Source organism: Streptococcus mitis (genome assembly GCF_002096815.1).
GTDB lineage: Bacteria > Bacillota > Bacilli > Lactobacillales > Streptococcaceae > Streptococcus > Streptococcus mitis_AD.
In genome coordinates this window covers 120,203-141,916 of record NZ_NCVJ01000017.1, presented here as the reverse complement: position 1 = coordinate 141,916, position 21,714 = coordinate 120,203, and the positions used below count along the sequence as shown (strand labels likewise).

The following is a 21,714-nucleotide window of genomic DNA, read 5'->3' as shown; positions in this document are numbered from 1 at the left end:
ATAATTTTCAATAGAACTTTCTCTCCATGAGGAGAAGGTTCTTTTGGGATTTTTAAAGGAAATGATATGAAAAAATATATTTTTATGCGTGTTTTGCGGTCATTGGTTTCTATCTTCTTAGTAACAACCTTGACTTACACGATCATCTATACAATGGTTCCTCGAAAATTGATTTTCAAACAGGATACCAACTATAATAAGATTGCGACAACTGCTGATAAACGTGATAACTATGAGAATACTGTTTATGAGCGTATGGGCTATATCGAGTACTACGATACCAAAGAGTTGCAAGAAAAAGCTAGCCAGATGGATGCTTCTGTAACAGTTGAAGCCAATGACACCAACAAGGCTATCTATGAAAAATACATCAAACAAATCGGTCATGGTTGGACCCTGGGAGAATTTACTGAAAGTGGCCAATTCTACGCTACTCGTGAAATCCCGATTTTTGAACGTGTTTTCAAATTCTATGCTAACTTGATTGACATTGATCATACTAATAAAATTCAAGACCCTGAAAATCCAGACTTGAAACGTTACCTTCGTTTTGAAAATGATCCAGCTATCGGATGGTCCTTGGTTGGTTCAGGAACTAAACACAAATATCTCTTGTACTTCAACAGTCAGTTCCCATTTGTGCATCAAAACTTTGTGAACATTAATTTAGGTGACTCTTATCCAACCTATGCTAATAGCCCTGTTTTACAGGTTATTACTCAGGGTCAAGGGCAAACAAAAACATCTCAAGTTCAGTTCCCAACAGGTAAGAAAACTTCTTCTGTAAATATTTACTCAAGAACCTACAAGTCTCCTAGTCAGGCTGATTCACGTGAAGTAGCTAACTATGGGAAAGATGACCCATATACTGCTACTGAAAGCAACTACCAATATCCTTCTATGATTGCTAGCTCTGCAATCGTTGGATTGATCGGTTTGGTGATTTCTTATGCGATTGCCGTGCCACTTGGTTCAGCTATGGCTCGCTTCAAGAACACTTGGATTGATAGCTTCTCAACAGGGGCTTTGACCTTCTTGATGGCTCTTCCAACCATTGCTTTGGTTTACATTGTTCGTTTGATTGGATCATCAATTGGTCTTCCAGATTCATTCCCTATCTTGGGTGCTGGAGATTGGCGTTCGTATGTTTTACCAGCAGTTATCCTTGGTTTATTGGGTGCTCCTGGTACCGCTATTTGGATTCGTCGTTACATGATTGACTTGCAATCACAGGATTTTGTTCGTTTTGCTCGTGCAAAAGGTTTGTCTGAAAAAGAAATTTCAAACAAACACATCTTTAAAAATGCCATGGTTCCGCTGGTTTCAGGGATTCCTGGTGCTGTTATCGGGGTTATCGGTGGTGCAACCCTTACTGAAACAGTCTTCGCCTTCCCAGGTATGGGTAAAATGTTGATTGACTCTGTAAAAGCATCTAATAACTCTATGGTCGTAGGTCTTGTCTTCATCTTTACATGTATTTCTATCTTCTCACTTCTTTTGGGAGATATTTGGATGACTATTATTGACCCACGTATTAAATTGACTGAGAAAGGAGGCAAATAATGTCTACAATCGATAAAGAAAAATTTCAGTTTGTAAAACGTGACGATTTTGCCTCTGAAGCCATTGATGCGCCAGCTTATTCATACTGGGGTTCAGTGTTTAGACAATTTATGAAGAAGAAATCAACTGTAGTCATGTTGGGAATCTTGGTAGCTATCATTTTGATGAGTTTCATCTACCCAATGTTTTCTAAGTTTGATTTCAATGATGTCAGCAAAGTGAACGATTTTAGTGCTCGTTATATTAAGCCAAATGCTGAGCATTGGTTCGGTACTGACAGTAACGGTAAATCGCTCTTTGACGGTGTTTGGTTCGGAGCTCGTAACTCTATCCTCATTTCTGTGATTGCGACAGTAATTAACTTGGTTATCGGTGTCTTTGTCGGTGGTATTTGGGGAATTTCGAAATCAGTAGACCGTGTGATGATGGAAGTTTATAACGTCATCTCAAACATCCCATCTCTTTTGATTGTCATTGTCTTGACTTACTCAATCGGAGCTGGATTCTGGAATCTGATTTTTGCAATGAGTGTAACAACATGGATTGGGATTGCCTACTCAATTCGTATCCAAATCATGCGTTACCGTGACTTAGAGTACAACCTTGCTTCACGCACACTCGGAACTCCAACATACAAAATTGTCATTAAAAATATCATGCCACAATTGGTATCTGTTATTGTTACGACTACATCACAAATGCTTCCAGCATTTATCTCCTATGAAGCCTTTCTGTCATTCTTTGGACTTGGATTGCCTATTACAGTACCAAGTTTAGGTCGATTGATTTCAGATTATTCACAGAACGTAACAACAAATGCATACCTCTTCTGGATTCCATTGACAACTTTGGTCTTGGTATCCTTGTCACTTTTCGTAGTTGGTCAAAACCTAGCGGATGCTAGTGATCCACGTACACATAGATAGGAGTAGAAATGACAAAAGAAAAAAATGTAATTTTGACTGCTCGCGATATTGTCGTGGAATTTGACGTTCGTGACAAAGTATTGACAGCCATTCGCGGCGTTTCCCTTGAACTAGTTGAAGGAGAAGTATTAGCCTTGGTAGGTGAGTCAGGATCAGGGAAATCTGTTTTGACAAAGACTTTCACAGGTATGCTTGAAGAAAATGGTCGCATTGCCCAAGGAAGTATTGACTACCGTGGTCAGGACTTGACAGCCTTGTCTTCTCACAAGGATTGGGAACAAATTCGTGGTGCTAAGATTGCGACTATCTTCCAAGATCCAATGACTAGTTTGGACCCAATTAAAACAATTGGTAGTCAGATTACAGAAGTTATTGTAAAACACCAAGGCAAAACAGCTAAAGAAGCGAAAGAATTGGCGATTGACTACATGAATAAGGTTGGGATTCCAGATGCAGATAGACGTTTTGATGAATACCCATTCCAATATTCTGGAGGGATGCGTCAACGTATCGTTATTGCTATTGCCCTTGCCTGCCGACCTGATGTCTTGATCTGTGATGAGCCAACAACTGCCTTGGATGTAACCATCCAAGCACAGATTATTGATTTGCTAAAATCTTTACAAAACGAGTACCATTTCACAACAATCTTTATCACCCATGACCTTGGTGTGGTAGCAAGTATTGCGGATAAGGTAGCAGTTATGTATGCGGGAGAAATCGTTGAGTATGGAACTGTTGAGGAAGTCTTCTATGACCCTCGCCATCCATATACATGGAGTCTCTTGTCTAGCTTGCCTCAGCTTGCTGATGATAAAGGGGAACTTTACTCAATCCCAGGAACACCTCCGTCACTTTATACTGACCTGAAAGGGGATGCCTTTGCCTTGCGTTCTGACTATGCAATGCAGATTGACTTTGAACAAAAAGCTCCTCAATTCTCAGTATCAGAGACACATTGGGCTAAAACTTGGCTACTTCATGAGGATGCTCCAAAAGTAGAAAAACCAGCTGTGATTGCAAATCTTCACGATAAGATCCGTGATAAAATGGGATTTGCCCATCTGGCTGACTAGGAGGAAGGAAATGTCTGAAAAATTAGTAGAAATCAAAGATTTAGAAATTTCCTTCGGTGAAGGAAGTAAGAAGTTTGTCGCGGTTAAAAATGCTAACTTCTTTATCAACAAGGGAGAAACTTTCTCGCTTGTAGGTGAGTCAGGTAGTGGGAAAACAACTATTGGTCGTGCCATCATCGGTCTTAATGATACAAGTAATGGGGATATCATTTTTGATGGTCAAAAGATTAATGGTAAGAAATCGCGTGAACAAGCTGCAGAATTGATTCGTCGTATCCAGATGATTTTTCAAGATCCTGCCGCAAGTTTGAATGAACGTGCGACTGTTGATTATATTATTTCTGAAGGTCTTTACAATCATCATCTGTTCAAGGATGAAGAAGAACGTAAAGAGAAAGTTAAAAATATTATCCGTGAAGTGGGGCTTCTTGCTGAGCACTTGACTCGTTACCCTCATGAATTCTCAGGTGGTCAACGTCAACGTATCGGTATTGCCCGTGCCTTGGTCATGCAACCAGACTTTGTTATTGCGGATGAGCCCATTTCAGCCTTGGACGTTTCTGTGCGTGCTCAAGTCTTGAACTTGCTCAAAAAATTCCAAAAAGAACTTGGTTTGACCTATCTCTTTATCGCCCATGACTTGTCTGTCGTTCGCTTTATTTCAGATCGTATCGCAGTTATTTACAAGGGTGTTATTGTAGAGGTTGCAGAAACAGAAGAATTGTTTAACAATCCAATTCACCCATATACTCAAGCCTTGCTTTCAGCGGTACCAATCCCAGATCCAATCTTGGAACGCAAGAAGGTCTTGAAAGTATATGATCCAGATCAACATGATTATGAGACAGATAAGCCATCTATGGTAGAAATCCGTCCAGGTCACTATGTTTGGGCTAACCAAGCCGAATTGGCACGTTATCAACAAGGGTTAAACTAATAATGGTTTTATAATTTCCATGTCAATTTTTATGGAAATTATAAACCTTTTTTTGTTGGACTGATTTGAAAGTCTTTGAAAGCTACCTGAAAGAATTTTCGAAAGAAATAGAATTCTTAGAAAATCATTGAATTATAGTGAGATGAAATAAAATCTTAACAACTTGATTAGGAAAGTCAAATTAATTTCTAGAAAAGTTATAGAAGTCGCGGCGTATTACTCTAGCTTCAATCTACTATAGTCTAATACTCTTCGAAAATCTCTTCAAACCACGTCAGCGTCGCCTTATCGTATATATGTGACTGACTTCGTCAGTCTTATCTATAACCTCAAAACAGTGTTTTGAGCAGCCTGCGGCTAGCTTCCTAGTTTGCTTTTTGATTTTCATTGAGTATAATATCTACAATGTAAAAAACTCTAGCTATCAGTTCATTGATAGTTAGAGTTTTTCTATTCATATGATTTAAGGAGTTTAAATAAGGCTTCTATTTCTGATGACGGTGTAGCTGATTTAAGGTAAGCGTAATAAACTGTAAAAGTTATCTTATCCTTCGGTATAAGAGGGATTTTTATTAAATCATCATCTTCATCAGAAAGTGCGATATCAGCCAGTAAACTAAGGCCAATCCCTTTCTTTAAAAGTTCTTTAAGAATGACAATATCATCCGTCTTAAAGAATATTTCTGCCTTGTTTTGATACTTTTGATTAAGTATTTCAAAAGCTTTCAGGTGAACAAAGTGTTCGTCTAAGAGTATAAAGGATTGATCTACTAATTCTTCAAAAGCGAGGGAAGGAACAGTGGCAAAAGGATGGTTCTTAGATAAAACGACATACAGTTCTTTATGAAATAGCTCGTGTGTCTCTATTGAAGGATAATTGAGAGGTTCAATTAAACCGAGTAGGCTTGCATTAAGGTCTCCCTTAAGGAGAAGGTTTAATAACTCTACGGAGCCACCGCGGATAGGGCGTATCTTTTTTAAAAAATCGAATTTATCTTTTTCGTTTAAGGCAGCGAAGAGATACTGAATGATAATAGGAGGGAATCCTACAGTAGAGTATTGTGCCAAGGAGCGGTTAATTTCTTTTTGAGTAGAAATGACCTCAGGTAAGATCAGTTCTGTATGCTTTAGAAGGATTTGTCCTTGAGGAGTTAGCTTGAAGGAACGATGCGAGGGGTCATGGTGAATCAATTTGCAGTTAAAGGATTCCTCTAAGCGCTTGATAGCATAAGAAATAGATGGTTGGCTGACTTTATGTTGTTTTGCTACTTCCGTATAGGATTGAAGCTGGCAGAGGTCATAAAAATATTGTAGATCTTTTAAATTCATATGGGTTCACTTTCATTAGTTGGAGAAGGAAAATAAGTGGAAAACAGCAGATAAATAATTTTTATCCGTATCCTACAATTTGACTATACGAGTATTCACCAGTTAAAATGTAAGTGAGTCAGGGATCTCAAAGATTATCTAAGATACTCTCAAAAATGACCAACATTTTTTCTCGTTTATCAATAGGGAGCTGTTTAATCTTCATGTTGATTCTTTTGAGTGAAAGATTGTCACTCTTATCAGAGGTTGATTCAAGGCTATCAAAATTGAAAAATTCCTCTGGGGTCATTTCTAGGGCGTCAATCACTTTTTCAAGACTGTGAATGGTCAGATTCACATTTTGGTTTTCAAGTTGATTGATATACTTAAGCCCGAGTCCTGCTTGTTCCGAAAGTTCTTCCTGGCTCATTTTATTCTGTGTTCGAAAATATTTCACTTTTTGGGAAATATATTGTTGTAAATAGTTTTTAGTTGTCATATAAATAGAATACAAGTTTTATATGACAAAAAGCACCTTAAAAAATACAAAGTATTACATAACATACCTAGATGATATTTATTTTAATGAGGATTGTCAATTTGTATGATTGGTTTATTTTACTCGAAACTTTTAGTAAAGAGAGATCATCGAGAGTTTGATGAGTTCAGAAATTTATAACATATGCGTATACAATTGTATTATTTAAACAACAACGTTTTACGAACAATTCGTTTCATGTGGTATAATATAAGTAAAAAGGAGCTTGCACTATGACTGCACATGATATTTTAAACAATCCTTTCCTCAATAAAGGTACTGCCTTTACCTTAGAGGAGCGAAAGGAACTAGGCCTTATTGGTTTACTGCCACCGTATGTTCAAACGATTGAAGAACAAGCGGCGCAAACTTATGCACAAATGCAAACAAAAGCCAATGATTTGGAAAAACGTCTTTTCCTAATGGAAATTTTTAATACCAACAGGACTCTTTTCTATTACCTCTTTTCTCAACATTTGAAAGAATTCAATCCAATTGTATATGATCCAACCATTGCAGATACGATTGAAGGCTATAGTGATCTTTTTGTAGATCCCCAATATGCGGGATATCTTGATATCAATCATCCTGAAAATATTGAAGCTACTTTGAAAAACGCTGCCGGGGGTCGCGAGATTCGTCTCATTGTTGTAACAGATGCAGAAGGAATCCTTGGAATTGGCGACTGGGGAACAAATGGTGTCGATATTTCTGTTGGGAAATTGATGGTCTATACAGGTGCTGCTGGAATCAATCCTTCGATGGTCCTTCCTTTAGTCATTGATGCAGGGACTAACCGTGAAGAACTTCGTAACAATTCTAATTACTTAGGAAATCGTCACGAAAGGGTCCGCGGAGATCGTTACTACGACTTCATTGACCAATTTGTTCAAACAGCAGAACGTCTCTTTCCTAAACTCTACCTTCACTGGGAAGACTTCGGCCGCTTGAATGCTGCCAATATTCTTGAAAAATACCGGAAACAAATTCCGACCTTTAATGATGATATTCAAGGTACAGGAATCGTTACCTTGGGTGGTATCTTTGGTTCGCTGGATATTAGTGGTGAAAAATTAACAGATCAAGTTTATCTCTGCTATGGTGGTGGTACTGCGGGTGCAGGAATTGCCTCTCGTGTTCTTCGTGAAATGGTAAGTGAAGGTCTTTCTGAAGAAGAAGCCTATAAACGTTTCTTTATGGTTGATAAACAAGGTCTTCTCTTTGATGACATGGATGACTTGACACCAGAGCAAAAACCATTTGCTAAGAAACGTGCTGACTTTAGTAACGCAGATAAGTTGACTGACCTGCTTGAAGTAGTGAAGACTGTGAAGCCAACTATTCTTGTAGGAACTTCAACTCAGCCTAATACCTTCACTAAAGAAATAGTAGAAGCTATGTGTGAAAACACAGAACGTCCAATGATCTTCCCTTTGTCAAATCCAACTAAATTGGCAGAAGCTAGTGCCAAAGATTTGATTGAATGGTCAGATGGCAAAGCTTTTGTCGCAACAGGAATTCCTGCTGATACGGTTTCTTATAAAGGTGTAGACTATGTGATTGGTCAAGCAAATAATGCCCTGATTTACCCAGGTCTTGGTCTAGGTATGCTGGCTTCTGAAGCAAGTATTTTGACTGATGAAATGATTGGAGCAGCGGCGCATTCATTGAGTGGTATTGTCAATCCAGGCCAACCAGGAGCTCCTGTCTTGCCACCATTCAAGTATGTAGCAGATGTTTCTATTAAAGTAGCAGAAGCAGTCGCTAAAAAAGCACAAGAGCAAGGTCTTGCACGCGCTAAGGAAACAGATATGGCCAAAGCAGTTCGTGATTTGAAGTGGTATCCAGAGTATAAATAATTCATTTCTGTTGCCTATCCTCGGGATACTTAGCTTATTTTGGATATGTTAGCAATCTACAGAGTTGATAACCGAAAAGTAAAGAGATTGTCGTATTGACTAATGGTTTTAAACAGTATAAAATAACTGTCGATTTTTTGTCCGACTGCCAAGAGTCAGTTTAATACTACACTAAAATCAAAATGCATTATATAATAGTGATATGAAATCAACCAAAGAAGAAATACAAGCCATCAAAACACTTTTAAAAAACTCTAGTACAACTGAATACCATAAAAGTCTTCAAATCGTTCTATTTTGTCTAATGGGCAAATCTTTGAAATTATCCTAAAAGAATTGAAAGAATTATGAAAGAATTTTCGAAAAATTTTAAAAAATTCTGAAATATTCTTGACAGGTGATGAAAAAGGTGGTAAGATAGGAAACATCAAAAAAGAAAGCAGAAAAAGAAATGAATAAGAAACAAGCTGTAACGATGAATCAAAACTTTTACTTTAGCTACTTTAGATAGTGTTTGTAGACATGTCACCATGGATGCAAACAGTTCAAGCAATTTGTTTGTATCTATGTGGCTAAGATTTTTGATTGTGGTCCATATAGATGAATATCTAAATGGACTAGCTAAGTTGTAACTTGTTAGCTTATTTCAAGCATCCGTTTAGATATTATCTAGGCGGTTTTTTGTTTTATCTTTTCTGAGAAGGAGTTTCATTATGAAAGTTGTTCGAAAATTACTAGCCCCTCTCTTGGTAGTAGGGATCCTCTTGATCTCTCTGATCAGTTTGCATCAGTTGAAGGCGGATAAGAAAAAAGATGTGTTTCGTATCGGTATTTCGCAGTTTATTACCCACCAGTCCCTAGACGCTACTAGAGAGGGATTTGTGGATGAGCTGGCCAAGCAAGGTTATGTGGAAGGGAAAAATATTGAGATTGATTTGCAAAATGCACAGGGTGAACAAAGAAATCTAAAAACGATTTCCCAGCAACTAGCAGAATCTAGTGATGTCGTTCTAGCAATCGCAACGCCTTCTGCTCAGAGCTTGGCTAATACAACACAAACGACACCGGTTATCTTTTCAGCTGTAACAGATCCTGTCAGTGCCAAGTTGGTTGAGTCAAGAGAACATCCTGGGGGCAATGTAACTGGGACAAGCGACCAGTCATCAGATGCCATTTCAACCCAAATCAATTTGATAAAGAAAGTGTTGCCAAAGGCTAAAACAATTGGAATTCTCTATACTCAGAGCGAGCCAAACTCAGCTGTCCAAAAGGATGAAGCTAAGCGACTTCTGGAAGAAAAAGGCTTTACCGTTGTTGAAAAAACAATCTTGGACAGTAACAACGTCAAGGCTGCAGCAGAGAGTTTGATGGCTGAAGTGGATATGGTTTTTGTACCAACGGATAATATCATTTCGTCAACCATGGAAACAGTCAAGCAGGTTTCTATTAAACACAAGGTTCCAGTATTCGGTGGTTCAACAGAAATGATTGCGGTTGGTGGCTTGTATAACTACGGAACCAATTATGAAGAATTGGGACGGCAGACAGCTCGTATGTTGATTCGTGTTTTAAAAGGTGAGAAGCCAGAAAATATAGCAGTTGAGTTACCTGAAAAATTGGAATTGCATACTAATAAAGAAATGGCAGATGCACTAGGAATTGATATTAGTAAGTTAGAAAGCAAGGAATAGGGAGGTTTAAGATGAGTTTTGTATTATCTAGTTTATCAGAAGGTTTGTTGTGGTCGATTATGGCCATTGGAGTCTACTTGACTTTCCGTATTTTGGATATTGCGGATATGACTGCTGAAGGAGCCTTTCCTCTGGGGGCAGCTGTCGTTGTATCGCAGATACAGGCAGGGGCAAATCCTTGGATTGCGACCTTACTTGCTTTGCTGGCAGGTATGATTGCTGGTCTTGTATCAGGAATGCTCCACACCAAGATGAAAATCCCAGCTCTCTTGACAGGGATTGTGACCTTGACAGGGCTTTATTCAATCAATATTAAAATCATGGGAAGTGTGCCCAATCTTTCCTTGGGAGATTCTTCAACTGTCTTTCAACAATTGGCGAGCTTGGGGCTGACAACTGAAGAAGCTGTTTTCACGCTCAGCTTGGTTTGTCTCTTACTTGTTTGTTTGGTCTTGACTCTTTTGATGAAAACGGAGATTGGATTAGTCTTGCGTTCGACTGGAGACAATATTCCGATGAGTGAGGCCAATGGGGTCAATGTAGACACCATGAAGATTGTTGGTTATATGATTTCAAATGGTCTGATTGCTCTGTGTGGTTCCTTATTTGCTCAGAATGATGGATTTTCAGATGTGACTTCTGGGACAGGGACCATCGTTGTTGGTTTGAGTGCAGTCATTATTGCAGAAGTATTGATACACGACTTGACCATTGGAGGTCGCTTGTTATCTATCGGAATCGGTGCTATTGTTTACCGTTTGATTATTTTAAATATCTATGAAATTCCAAATCTAGATCAAAACCTGGTCCGTCTCTTTAATGCAATCTTGTTAGCCTTGGTTCTATTTGCACCAGAGTTGCAAAAGAGATTAAAGATTCGTGGTTTGAAACTGAGAAATGAATAGGAGGAGAAAGTTATGGCAAGTTTGTTAACACTTGAAAATATTCACAAAACATTTGAAGCAGGGACGGTCAATGAAAACCATGTCCTCAAAGGATTAGATTTAGAGGTTGAAGAGGGAGATTTTATCTCTGTGATTGGTGGAAATGGAGCAGGGAAATCCACTTTGATGAATATCTTGGCTGGCAATTTATCTGTGGACGAAGGGGACCTTTTGTTGGAAGGGAAATCCATTAAAAATCTGAGTGTACGAAAGAGAGCCAAGGATATTGCCCGTGTTTTTCAAGATCCTAAGATGGGGACAGCTTCTCGTTTGACGATTGAGGAGAATATGGCCATTGCCTTGAGACGTGGACAGAAGAGAGGGCTTGGCTGGGGCGTGAAGGAGAAGGACAGAATCCAGTTCCAAGAGGCCTTGAAAGAGTTGAATATCGGTCTTGAAAATCGTTTGAAAGTGGATGCTCAATACCTTTCAGGAGGACAAAGACAGGCCTTGACCCTAGTCATGGCAGCCTTGGTGAAACCTAAGCTCTTGCTGTTGGATGAACACACTGCAGCCCTTGACCCGAAAACGAGTCAAATGGTGATGGACTTGACGCAAAAGATTGTGGAACACCATCAGTTGACTACTCTGATGATTACCCACGATATGAACCATGCGATTGAGTACGGCAATCGTCTCATTATGCTCTATCAAGGTAAGATAGTGGTGGATGTCAAAGGAGAAGAGAAAAAGCATCTGACAGTTGAAGACCTCATGCATCTCTTCCAGAAAAATAGTGGCCAAAACCTCGTCAGTGATGAATTAGTTTTGGGATAAAGAAAAATACCACACTTTGTAAGACACAAGGTGTGGTTGTATTTTATCTCTTAGACCAAGTCCTCTTCATGAAGAGAAGTAGGATTGGGTATATCTCCAAGCGCCCTGCAATCATTGCAAAGGAGAGGAGAATTTTTGAGATAGGACTAAAGATTGAGAAACTAGAAGTGGTTCCTAGAATAGGTCCTATATTATTGAAACAGCTAAAGACAGCGCTAGTCACAACCAGAAAATCATTGCTATCTAGGCTGACAATAAAGATAAGGGATAGCAAAATCATAGAATAGATGACAAAGTATTTGAGAATCTTATGCTGGGTATCCTTGTCAATCACCGTTTTATTAACATGGAGGGTCAAAACACGGTGGGGCGATAGGATTGACAAAATCTGATTTTTAGCAATTTTTGAAAGGATGAGGCCTCGAATAACCTTGAGTCCACCTGCAGTTGAACCAGCAGAACCACCGATTCCCATGAGGAAGAGAAGGATAAACTGGGAGAAGAGGGGCCAGTTGGTAATGTCTCCGTAACCAAAACCAGTCGTTGTAATGATATTGGAAACCTGGAAGAAGGCCATTTCAAAACTCTTTGAAAATCCTGGATAGAGATAGAGGGTATTAAGGCTAATCAAGCCTGTAGAAAGCAGAACAATGACCAGGTAAGCACGAAGTTCCTCGTCACCAAAGAAGGCTTTGACCCGACGGAGCATGAGGTAGTAGTAGAGATTGAAATTTACCCCAAAAACCAAAACTCCGATACTAACTAGATAGGTAATCAGTGAGCTACCATAGTGGGCGATTCCATCGTTATAGACTGTAAAACCTCCTGTACCTGCTGTTCCCATGGCAATGACAAAACTATCAAATAGGGGCATGCCAGCCAGATAATAGATGATGACAAAGAGGGAGAAGAGAGCTAGATAAAGGAGATAGAGAATCTGGGCAGTATTTTTGAGTTTGGATACAACCTTGCCAAAAACAGGGCCAGGAACCTCAGCTTTCATCACTTCTAGGTGGCTATTCTTGGCATTGTCCATAATAGCAAGTGCAAAAACAAGCACTCCCATCCCTCCAATCAAGTGGGTAAAACTTCGCCAGAAGAGGAGGGAACGACTGAGAACCGAAACGTCGTTCAGAATAGTTGCTCCAGTAGTTGTAAAGCCAGAACTGATTTCAAAAAAGGCATCGATAACGCTGGGAATTTGCTTAGCAAAAACAAAGGGGAGACCGCCAAAGAAGGACCAAAGGATCCAACAGAGGGCAACAATCAAGACTCCCTCCTTGGCATAAATCCGTTGATTTTTGGGCTTTTGTAAAATTCCTGAACCGCCTAGTAATACGAGAATCCCTATTGTTGAAAAGAGGGCCGTAAAGACTTGGCTCGATTCACGGTAATAGATAGCAATAGCTACAGGAACCAAAAGAAGAACAGCTTCAATCAAAAGTAATTTTGAAAGGAGGTAACGAATCATACTTTTATTCATTTCTTACCTCGCGATCAAGTCATAAATCTTGGTGATGTTTGGCAACAAAGTTGTTACTAGGAGCTTGTCTCCAACTTCCAACATATCCTCCCCAGTAGGGAAAATAGTCTTGCCCTTTCGAATGATGGCTGCTATAAGAACCCCTTTTTTCAGTTTTAATTGAGAAAGAGGTTTGGCAGTCATTTTATTAGCTTCCTTGATATGAAATTGCAGGGTTTCGATTTGGCCATTGGCTAGATGGTGCATGGCTTGAAGGTCTGAATACTGGGCATTAACACGACCCCGAATAAAGTGCATGATTGTATCTACAGCGATGCTTTTAGGTGTGATGATACTTGAAAAATCAGGCGCATTGATAATCTCGAGGAGACTGGTACGATTGACCTTGGTGATATTTTTTTGTACACCTACCCTGTCAAGGAACATAGAGGTAATCAGATTTTCCTCATCGACTCCTGTTAGAGTCGCAACGGCATCATAGTTTTGAGCACTTTCTTCCAGCAGGATATCTTTTGCGGTACCATCTCCTTGAACGATATAGAGATTTGGGAATTTTTCGCTAAAGAAGCTGGCGATTTCAGGATTGATTTCAATAACCTTGGTATCGATACGACTGTCTTGGAGGATACCTAGTAGATAATAGGCAATTCTACCAGCACCAACAATAAGAAGACTCTTCACGGCACGAGACTTGAAATAATTATGGAAGAGCATCATGTCAACACGGTTACCAGTGACAAAGATTCTATCTTTATCCTGTACAGTCATGTCGCCACTTGGAATGATAATTTGATGATCCCTCTCTATCGCACAGACAATGACATTGCCGAATTTTTTCCGAAAATCAGAAATGGGCATTTGGCAAAGACCACTGGAGGATTTAACAGTGAATTCCATCAAGCTGACCCGTCCACCAAAGAAACGTTCGACAGAGAGGGCGTTGGGGAAGTCAATGATATTAGCAATAGCGCGGGCAGCCAAGAGCTCAGGATTAACGATAAGAGAAAAACCGAGAATATTCTTTTCCTTGAAATAAGAGTTAGAATATTCAGGGTTCCGCACCCGAACAATGGTCTCTTTAGCTCCCATTTTTTTGGCTAGAACGGCTGCAATCATGTTCACTTCATCGTATTCAGTCAGAGCGATAAAGATATCACAATCCTGGACACTGGCTTGCTCAAGGATGGTAAAATCAGCCCCGTTACCAAGGATACCCATGATATCAAAGCGATTAACAATATGATTGAGAACAGCTTCGTCTTGCTCAATCAGCAAAACATCGTGCTTTTCTGCAACCAAGGAGCGACAGAGGGCAAAACCAACTTTTCCCCCTCCGACAAGGATAATTTTCATAATAAAACCTACTTTTTCATGATGTAACTATCATACCTTTTTTCAAGAAAAAATGCACCTACTAGCTAATAACAAGAGCTTCTAGTAGGAAATTTGCTATAAGGTAAAACTATACCCTATACCTGCTAAATCTGGCCATTAAGTACCTTTGCACCATTCCTCTGGCTATTATCTTTTTGATGACAACTCATCCTAGTCAGTTTGCTTCTAGTTTAAATCAAATCGGTGTGCCTTATAAGATTGCCTATTCTGTCAGTCTGACCTTGCGCTATATTCCAGATTTGCAGGAAGAATTCTTTACTATCAAGATGTCTCAGGAAGCGCGTGGGATGGAATTATCCAAGAAAGCTTCTCTTATGCAACGAATCAAAGGTAATCTGCGCATTATCACTCCCTTGATTTTTAGCTCGCTAGAACGCATTGATACCATTGCGACCGCCATGGAACTTCGCCGCTTTGGGAAAGAGAAAAAACGCACTTGGTATAGTTATCAGGCCTTGAAAAAAGGAGACTATATTACCTTGCTCTTGGCAGCTTTATTTTTAGTAGCTAGTTTACTACTTATCTTGCAAAATCACGGACGATTTTACAACCCTTGGAAATAGCTTGAAAAAATTGAAAAAATCAAGTCGTTTCTATTGACAATGATTCTGAAAGTGTTATACTAAGAAAGTAGTTTCGCTGATTTACTTCAAACCTGTTGTGAGGTAAGTTAACGATGCCTTAACCACGCTGTTTGCTGAGCTTGACTCCGGGCAGTGTGGCTATTTTTTTGCAATGGTAAAAGGAAGCAAGTCATGACAAATCACATTGTATTATTTGAGCCACAAATTCCACAAAATACAGGTAATATCGCGCGTACCTGCGCTGCGACCAATTCTCCCCTCCACATCATCAAGCCAATGGGCTTTCCTATTGATGACCGCAAGATGAAGCGAGCTGGGCTGGATTATTGGGATAAGCTAGAGATTTATTTTTACGACAGTTTGGAAGATTTTACGTCTCAGATGAAGGGAAAACTCTATCTGATTTCGAAATTTGCGGAAAAAGTGTATTCTGATGTGGATTTATCGACTGATGAGGACCATTATTTTCTCTTTGGACGTGAAGACAAGGGCTTGCCTGAGGACTTTATGCGAGAACATCCTGAGAAAGCTCTCCGTATTCCCATGAATGATGAACATGTCCGTAGTCTCAATGTGTCTAATACCGTCTGCATGATTGTCTATGAGGCTCTTCGCCAGCAGAACTTTGCAGGTCTTGAGCTCGTCCACACCTATGAAGTGGATAAATTGAAATAAAAAATGAAAATGAAAATGAACAAAATGCTTGCGCTTGCAAGCGTTTTTTGTTATGATAAAAGAGTCTTCAGGGCAGGGTGAAATTCCCGACCGGCGGTAAATTTGACTATCTATTTTAGTTTTCTCGTCGTTGTCTTGTCTCGATATACTTTAAGTATTATCTTCGACTGCGACGCCTAGATAAATCTAAAATATCTTAGCCAAATAAGTCCGCGAGCGCAAGCTGATGTGGTGAGATTCCACAACCGACAGTATAGTCTGGATGGGAGAAGACGAAAGAATAGCTTTGTCTGTTCTGATAGATTTATAGCTAGATTGTAACCGCTTGCTTTTGTTTTCTTTAATAGAGTAAGAGGAAAGATTTGGGATATAAAAGGTGAGAATAGATAGAGGGATCCTTTCTAACTTCTTCTGATTTTATAGAAAATTGGAGGAACCTGTTATGACAAACACACGTCGACTTTCGACCATTGCGATTTTATCAGCCATCTCATTTGTGCTGATGTACTTTGACTTTCCGCTTTTACCAGCGGCGTCCTTCCTCAAGATTGAATTTAGTATCTTGCCAGTCCTTGTGGGCTTGGTAGTCATGGATTTGCCTGCTGCTCTAGGAGTTCTCTTGCTTCGCTCACTCTTAAAATTGCTTCTTAATAGCCAGGGAGTGAATACCTACATTGGTTTGCCAATGAATATCGTAGCTTTGGGAGTTTTTGTCATCGTATTTGCTTTGATTTGGAAAAAGGAACGGACAACTCTTCGTTTCCTACTAGGCTCTCTAGCTGGAACTATTGGCTTGACCGTGGCTATGTTGGTTCTCAACTATGTTTACGCTGTTCCTTTGTACGCTAAGTTTGCTAACTTTGATATTGGAAAAATTTTGGGACTTTCCAACTACCTAATGACCATGGTATTACCTTTTAACTTGATTGAGGGTGTTATCTTTGCCGTTTCATTCTGGTTGTTGTATGTTCTCTTGAAACCAACCTTAAAACATTATGAGAGATAAACAAACATTTTTAATGAAGGGCAGTTTTGCCCTTTTACTTTTCGTTATTCTTGGCTATATGGTCAAATTTTACCCTGAAACGCTGGTCGGTTTTGACCAACCGATTCAGGCTGCCGTTCGAGGAGACTTACCAGATTACTTGACGATTCTTTTTCGAGCCATCACACGCTTGATTGATATTCCAGTGATTATTACTTGGGTTGTCATTACAGCTTTTATCTTGTATCGTAAGCGGTGGAAGATTGAAAGCCTACTTATGCTGGGGAATTTGGCTTTAGCAGGTCTTTTAATCGTGATCTTTAAAAATATCTACCAGCGCCCACGGCCAACTATCTTACATCTGGTAGAGGAGAAGGGATTTTCTTTTCCAAGTGGGCATTCTTTGGCAGTGACGCTGATGGTAGGTACTTTGATTATCATTCTCAGTCAACGGATTAAAAATCCAGTCTGGAGAAAAATCGTGCAAATCGTTCTTGGCCTCTACCTAGTCAGTGTGCTGGTATCAAGAGTCTATCTGGGAGTTCATTACCCATCAGATGTTCTTGCCAGTCTCTGTGTGGGCTTGGGAGTCTTGTTTATCGAATTTCCCTTCTATGACAAGCTCCGCTTCCAATGGCGATTTAAAGGCAAGCAGAAGTGAGATAGGTCTTGCAAGAATGGTAAAAATCTGATAAACTAAGTAGTAATTGAATAGAAATCTGCAAGACTAGTAGCCCAAGGGAAGTATATCAGGGAGGAGAGCCGTGACTGCAAGCTCTCTATATGAAAGCTGGGTGAATTCACTTGCGCATGGATTTAGAAATGAAGGTCTGGCTTGTCAGATGAAAACGGATGGTACCGCGTGTCAACGCTCCGAGTGGAGTTTTTGACATGTGGTTTTCTTTTTATCTACGAGCGACTGATGGAGGAATTATGTCAACTATTGAAGAACAATTAAAAGCGCTTCGCGAAGAAACGCTGGCTAGCTTGAAGCAGATTTCTGCTGAGAATGAAAAAGAGATGCAAGATTTGCGTGTTTCTGTCCTTGGTAAAAAAGGCTCTCTTACTGAAATCCTCAAAGGGATGAAAGATGTCTCTGCTGAGATGCGTCCAATTATCGGGAAACACGTCAATAAAGCACGTGATGTCTTGACAGCAGCCTTTGAAGAAACAGCTAAACTCTTGGAAGAAAAGAAAGTAGCTGCACAATTAGCTAGCGAGAGCATCGATGTGACGCTTCCAGGTCGTCCAGTTGCGACTGGTCACCGTCACGTTTTAACACAAACCAGTGAGGAAATCGAAGATATTTTCATTGGGATGGGTTACCAAGTCGTGGATGGTTTTGAAGTGGAGCAAGACTACTATAACTTTGAACGTATGAACCTTCCAAAAGATCACCCAGCTCGTGATATGCAGGACACATTCTATATCACTGAAGAAATCTTGCTTCGTACTCACACGTCTCCAGTTCAGGCGCGTGCTATGGATGCTCATGATTTTTCTAAAGGTCCTTTGAAAATGATCTCACCAGGGCGTGTGTTCCGTCGTGATACAGACGATGCGACCCACAGTCACCAATTCCACCAAATCGAAGGCTTGGTTGTTGGGAAAAACATCTCTATGGCGGACCTTCAAGGAACGCTTCAGTTGATTGTCCAAAAAATGTTTGGTGAAGAGCGCCAGATCCGCTTGCGTCCCTCTTACTTCCCATTCACAGAGCCATCTGTTGAGGTGGATGTTTCTTGCTTCAAGTGTGGTGGAGAAGGCTGTAACGTATGTAAGAAAACAGGTTGGATCGAGATTATGGGTGCCGGTATGGTTCACCCACGAGTCCTTGAGATGAGTGGTATCGATGCGACTGTTTACTCTGGATTTGCCTTTGGTCTTGGACAAGAGCGTGTAGCCATGCTCCGTTACGGAATCAACGATATTCGTGGCTTCTACCAAGGAGATGTCCGCTTCTCAGAACAGTTTAAATAATGATTAGAAAAGTAGAAATGGCAGATGTTGAGGTGTTGGCTAAAATTGCCAAACAAACCTTTCGTGAAACATTTGCGCATGATAATACGGAAGAGCAGTTACAGGAATACTTTGAAGAGGATTATAGTCTGAAAACTTTGTCAACTGAGTTGGAAAATCCTGACTCTGAAACCTATTTCATTATGCATGGAGAGGAGATAGCTGGTTTTCTCAAAGTCAACTGGGGAAGTGCTCAAACTGAGAGAGAATTAGAGGATGCTTTTGAAATTCAACGCCTCTATGTGCTACAAAAATTCCAAGGATTTGGACTTGGTAAGCAGCTTTTTGAATTTGCTCTGGAACTTGCTACAAAAAATAGTTTTTCCTGGGCTTGGCTAGGTGTTTGGGAGCATAATACAAAAGCTCAAGCGTTTTATAATCGATATGGTTTTGAAAAATTTAGCCAACATCATTTTATGGTTGGTCAAAAAGTAGATACGGATTGGTTAATGAGAAAGAAATTAAGGTAAGAAGATGATTCTTCTATTGAAATGATAGGAAAGGAAAAGAACCAGAGGGGCAACTGTCATTCTGGAGAACTAAATTATGCTTGTATCTTATAAATGGTTAAAAGAATTGGTGGACATTGATGTGCCATCACAAGAGTTGGCTGAAAAAATGTCAACTACAGGGATCGAGGTAGAAGGTGTCGAATCACCTGCTGCTGGTCTCTCAAAAATTGTCGTCGGTGAGGTCTTGTCTTGTGAAGACGTACCAGAAACTCACCTCCATGTTTGTCAGGTTAACGTTGGTGAAGAAGAAACCCGTCAAATCGTTTGTGGTGCACCGAATGTACGTGCAGGTATCAAGGTTATGGTGGCACTTCCAGGTGCTCGCATCGCTGACAACTACAAAATCAAAAAAGGGAAAATCCGTGGTTTAGAGTCACTTGGGATGATCTGTTCGCTTGGTGAATTGGGGATTTCTGACTCAGTTGTGCCTAAGGAATTCGTAGAAGGTATCCAAATCTTGCCTGAAGATGCTGTTCCAGGTGAGGAAGTCTTCTCATATCTAGACTTGGATGATGAAATCATCGAACTTTCAATCACACCTAACCGTGCGGACGCCCTTTCTATGCGTGGGGTGGCTCACGAAGTGGCAGCCATCTATGACAAGGCAGTCAACTTTAAAGAATTTACTCTAGCAGAAACAAATGAAGCTGCGGCAGATGTTCTTTCTGTCAACATTGAAACAGACAAGGCGCCTTACTATGCCGCTCGTATCTTGGACAATGTGACCATCGCACCAAGTCCACAATGGTTGCAAAACCTTCTCATGAATGAAGGAATCCGTCCTATCAATAACGTGGTAGACGTGACCAACTATATCCTGCTTTACTTTGGTCAACCGATGCATGCATTTGACTTGGACACTTTTGAAGGCAATGACATCCGTGTGCGTGAAGCGCGTGTTGGTGAAAAGTTGGTGACCTTGGATGGTGAAGAACGTGACTTGGAAACAAATGACCTAGTCATCACTGTAGCAGACAACCCAGTAGCTCTTGCAGGTGTCATGGGTGGCCAAGCAACAGAAATCTCTGAAAAATCTAGTCGTGTTGTTCTTGAAGCTGCAGTCTTCAATGGGAAATCAATTCGTAAGACTAGCGGTCGCCTGAACCTTCGTTCAGAATCATCTTCTCGCTTTGAAAAAGGCATTAATGTGGCAACAGTCGATGAAGCCCTTGATGCGGCAGCTAGCATGATTGCTGAATTGGCAGGTGCGACGGTGCGTAAAGGCATCGTTTCAGCGGGTGAACTGGATACTTCTGATGTGGAAGTTTCTTCAACCCTTGCAGATATTAACCGTGTCCTTGGTACAGACCTTTCCTACGCAGACGTAGAAGATGTCTTCCGTCGTCTTGGTTTTGGTCTTTCTGGCAATGCAGATAGCTTTACCGTCAGCGTTCCTCGTCGTCGTTGGGATATCACTATTGAAGCAGACCTCTTTGAAGAAATCGCTCGTATCTATGGTTATGACCGCTTACCAACTAGTCTTCCAAAAGACGATGGTACAGCTGGTGAATTGACTGCGACACAAAAACTCCGTCGTCAAGTTCGTACAATCGCTGAAGGAGCAGGTTTGACAGAAATCATTACCTATGCTCTAACAACTCCTGAAAAAGCAGTTGAGTTTACGGCTCAACCAAGTAACCTTACGGAACTCATGTGGCCAATGACAGTGGACCGTTCTGTCCTTCGTCAAAATATGATCTCAGGTATCCTTGATACAGTTGCTTACAACGTGGCTCGTAAGAATAAAAACTTGGCCCTTTACGAGATTGGAAAAGTCTTTGAACAGACAGGCAATCCAAAAGAAGAACTTCCAAATGAAATTAATAGCTTTGCCTTTGCCTTGACAGGCTTGGTTGCTGAAAAAGATTTCCAAACAGCAGCAGTTCCAGTTGATTTCTTCTATGCTAAAGGAATCCTTGAAGCTCTCTTTGCTCGTTTGGGACTAGAAGTGACCTATACAGCTACAGCTGAAATTGCAAGCCTACACCCAGGTCGTACAGCAGTCATTTCACTGGGTGACCAAGTTCTTGGTTTCCTTGGCCAAGTACATCCAGTCACTGCTAAGGCTTATGATATCCCAGAAACTTATGTGGCTGAGCTCAACCTTTCAGCCATCGAAGCTGCGCTCCAACCTGCTAGTCCATTTGTGGAAATCACGAAATTCCCAGCAGTAAGCCGTGACGTTGCCCTTCTCCTCAAGGCAGAAGTGACTCATCAAGAAGTTGTAGATGCTATCCAAGCTGCCGGCGTGAAACGTTTGACAGATATCAAACTCTTCGACGTCTTCTCAGGCGAAAAACTAGGACTTGGTATGAAGTCAATGGCTTATAGCTTAACCTTCCAAAATCCAGAAGACAGCTTGACGGACGAAGAAGTTGCACGCTACATGGAAAAAATCCAAGCATCGCTTGAAGAAAAAGTGAACGCAGAAGTGCGTTAAAG

General features: G+C 40.4%; 18 protein-coding genes, 2 pseudogenes and 1 riboswitch. Of the genes and pseudogenes, 16 read left to right on the top strand and 4 right to left on the bottom strand.

Features of this window, described 5'->3' with window-relative positions; translation table 11 throughout:
- Window positions 1-66 precede the first annotated feature (66 nt).
- From B7696_RS02605 to B7696_RS02590, 4 genes are read left to right on the top strand one after another with little or no spacing between them, the layout of a single operon-like run.
- Entirely contained in the window at window positions 67-1,563 is a 1,497-nt protein-coding gene (locus B7696_RS02605) for an ABC transporter permease (RefSeq protein WP_049486661.1), read from the top strand.
- The gene (gene oppC, locus B7696_RS02600) at window positions 1,563-2,489 is read left to right on the top strand and encodes an oligopeptide ABC transporter permease OppC (RefSeq protein WP_049486660.1); all 927 of its coding nucleotides are present in this window, start codon (window positions 1,563-1,565) and stop codon (window positions 2,487-2,489) included. The genes B7696_RS02605 and oppC overlap by 1 nt, the downstream gene beginning before the upstream one ends.
- Before the next feature lie 8 nt (window positions 2,490-2,497).
- Window positions 2,498-3,565: an ABC transporter ATP-binding protein gene (locus B7696_RS02595; protein ID WP_042900320.1), complete on the top strand. Its 1,068-nt coding sequence runs from the start codon at window positions 2,498-2,500 to the stop codon at window positions 3,563-3,565.
- Between the two features lie 10 nt (window positions 3,566-3,575).
- Window positions 3,576-4,502 carry an ATP-binding cassette domain-containing protein gene (locus B7696_RS02590; protein WP_023947091.1) on the top strand — a complete coding sequence of 309 codons (927 nt, stop codon included), beginning with the start codon at window positions 3,576-3,578 and terminating at the stop codon, window positions 4,500-4,502.
- Between the two features lie 450 nt (window positions 4,503-4,952).
- Here the strand turns inward: B7696_RS02590 and B7696_RS02580 are convergent, their stop codons facing one another.
- Together B7696_RS02580 and B7696_RS02575 are read right to left on the bottom strand one after the other, a co-directional pair.
- Window positions 4,953-5,831, bottom strand: coding sequence for a LysR family transcriptional regulator (locus tag B7696_RS02580; RefSeq protein WP_084861981.1), 879 nt, complete (start codon window positions 5,829-5,831; stop codon window positions 4,953-4,955).
- A 127-nt stretch (window positions 5,832-5,958) separates the two neighbouring features.
- Window positions 5,959-6,309 carry a helix-turn-helix domain-containing protein gene (locus tag B7696_RS02575; protein ID WP_000208712.1) on the bottom strand — a complete coding sequence of 117 codons (351 nt, stop codon included), beginning with the start codon at window positions 6,307-6,309 and terminating at the stop codon, window positions 5,959-5,961.
- 272 nt (window positions 6,310-6,581) lie between these two features.
- On the opposite strand from B7696_RS02575, the gene B7696_RS02570 reads away from it, so the two are divergent.
- From B7696_RS02570 to B7696_RS02555, 5 genes and pseudogenes are all read left to right on the top strand, one after another.
- On the top strand, window positions 6,582-8,207 hold the full coding sequence (locus B7696_RS02570; protein ID WP_084861979.1) for a malolactic enzyme: 1,626 nt from the start codon (window positions 6,582-6,584) through the stop codon (window positions 8,205-8,207).
- Between the two features lie 202 nt (window positions 8,208-8,409).
- Window positions 8,410-8,529: pseudogene (locus B7696_RS10095) on the top strand (IS630 family transposase); the annotation flags it as partial.
- A gap of 391 nt (window positions 8,530-8,920) precedes the next feature.
- Window positions 8,921-9,898 carry an ABC transporter substrate-binding protein gene (locus B7696_RS02565; protein ID WP_084861978.1) on the top strand — a complete coding sequence of 326 codons (978 nt, stop codon included), beginning with the start codon at window positions 8,921-8,923 and terminating at the stop codon, window positions 9,896-9,898.
- Between the two features lie 11 nt (window positions 9,899-9,909).
- Window positions 9,910-10,803, top strand: coding sequence for an ABC transporter permease (locus B7696_RS02560; RefSeq protein ID WP_084861976.1), 894 nt, complete (start codon window positions 9,910-9,912; stop codon window positions 10,801-10,803).
- 12 nt (window positions 10,804-10,815) lie between these two features.
- Window positions 10,816-11,619 carry an ABC transporter ATP-binding protein gene (locus B7696_RS02555; RefSeq protein ID WP_084861974.1) on the top strand — a complete coding sequence of 268 codons (804 nt, stop codon included), beginning with the start codon at window positions 10,816-10,818 and terminating at the stop codon, window positions 11,617-11,619.
- 43 nt (window positions 11,620-11,662) lie between these two features.
- Here B7696_RS02555 and B7696_RS02550 read toward each other — a convergent pair whose 3' ends face one another.
- On the bottom strand, window positions 11,663-13,102 hold the full coding sequence (locus B7696_RS02550; RefSeq protein ID WP_084861972.1) for a TrkH family potassium uptake protein: 1,440 nt from the start codon (window positions 13,100-13,102) through the stop codon (window positions 11,663-11,665).
- A 3-nt stretch (window positions 13,103-13,105) separates the two neighbouring features.
- The gene (gene trkA, locus B7696_RS02545; RefSeq protein WP_084861970.1) at window positions 13,106-14,455 is read right to left on the bottom strand and encodes a Trk system potassium transporter TrkA; all 1,350 of its coding nucleotides are present in this window, start codon (window positions 14,453-14,455) and stop codon (window positions 13,106-13,108) included.
- Window positions 14,456-14,574: 119 nt separating this feature from the next.
- On the opposite strand from trkA, the pseudogene B7696_RS02540 reads away from it, so the two are divergent.
- From B7696_RS02540 to pheT, 7 genes and pseudogenes are all read left to right on the top strand, one after another.
- Window positions 14,575-15,060 (top strand): annotated as a pseudogene (locus B7696_RS02540) (energy-coupling factor transporter transmembrane component T family protein); the annotation flags it as partial.
- Between the two features lie 192 nt (window positions 15,061-15,252).
- A complete protein-coding gene (locus tag B7696_RS02535; protein WP_084861968.1) occupies window positions 15,253-15,756 on the top strand; it encodes a tRNA (cytidine(34)-2'-O)-methyltransferase in 504 nt (167 codons plus the stop codon).
- A 59-nt stretch (window positions 15,757-15,815) separates the two neighbouring features.
- Window positions 15,816-16,034, top strand: a riboswitch (FMN riboswitch).
- A gap of 164 nt (window positions 16,035-16,198) precedes the next feature.
- Window positions 16,199-16,762 carry an ECF transporter S component gene (locus B7696_RS02530; RefSeq protein ID WP_084861966.1) on the top strand — a complete coding sequence of 188 codons (564 nt, stop codon included), beginning with the start codon at window positions 16,199-16,201 and terminating at the stop codon, window positions 16,760-16,762.
- Window positions 16,752-17,402 carry a phosphatase PAP2 family protein gene (locus B7696_RS02525; RefSeq protein WP_084861964.1) on the top strand — a complete coding sequence of 217 codons (651 nt, stop codon included), beginning with the start codon at window positions 16,752-16,754 and terminating at the stop codon, window positions 17,400-17,402. The genes B7696_RS02530 and B7696_RS02525 overlap by 11 nt, the downstream gene beginning before the upstream one ends.
- A gap of 272 nt (window positions 17,403-17,674) precedes the next feature.
- Complete coding sequence (pheS, locus tag B7696_RS02520; protein WP_084862052.1) at window positions 17,675-18,721, top strand: phenylalanine--tRNA ligase subunit alpha; 1,047 nt, start codon at window positions 17,675-17,677, stop codon at window positions 18,719-18,721.
- Entirely contained in the window at window positions 18,721-19,230 is a 510-nt protein-coding gene (locus B7696_RS02515) for a GNAT family N-acetyltransferase (RefSeq protein WP_084861963.1), read from the top strand. Before pheS ends, B7696_RS02515 begins: the two co-directional genes overlap by 1 nt.
- Window positions 19,231-19,306: 76 nt before the next feature.
- The gene (gene pheT, locus B7696_RS02510) at window positions 19,307-21,712 is read left to right on the top strand and encodes a phenylalanine--tRNA ligase subunit beta (RefSeq protein WP_084861961.1); all 2,406 of its coding nucleotides are present in this window, start codon (window positions 19,307-19,309) and stop codon (window positions 21,710-21,712) included.
- Window positions 21,713-21,714 lie beyond the last annotated feature (2 nt).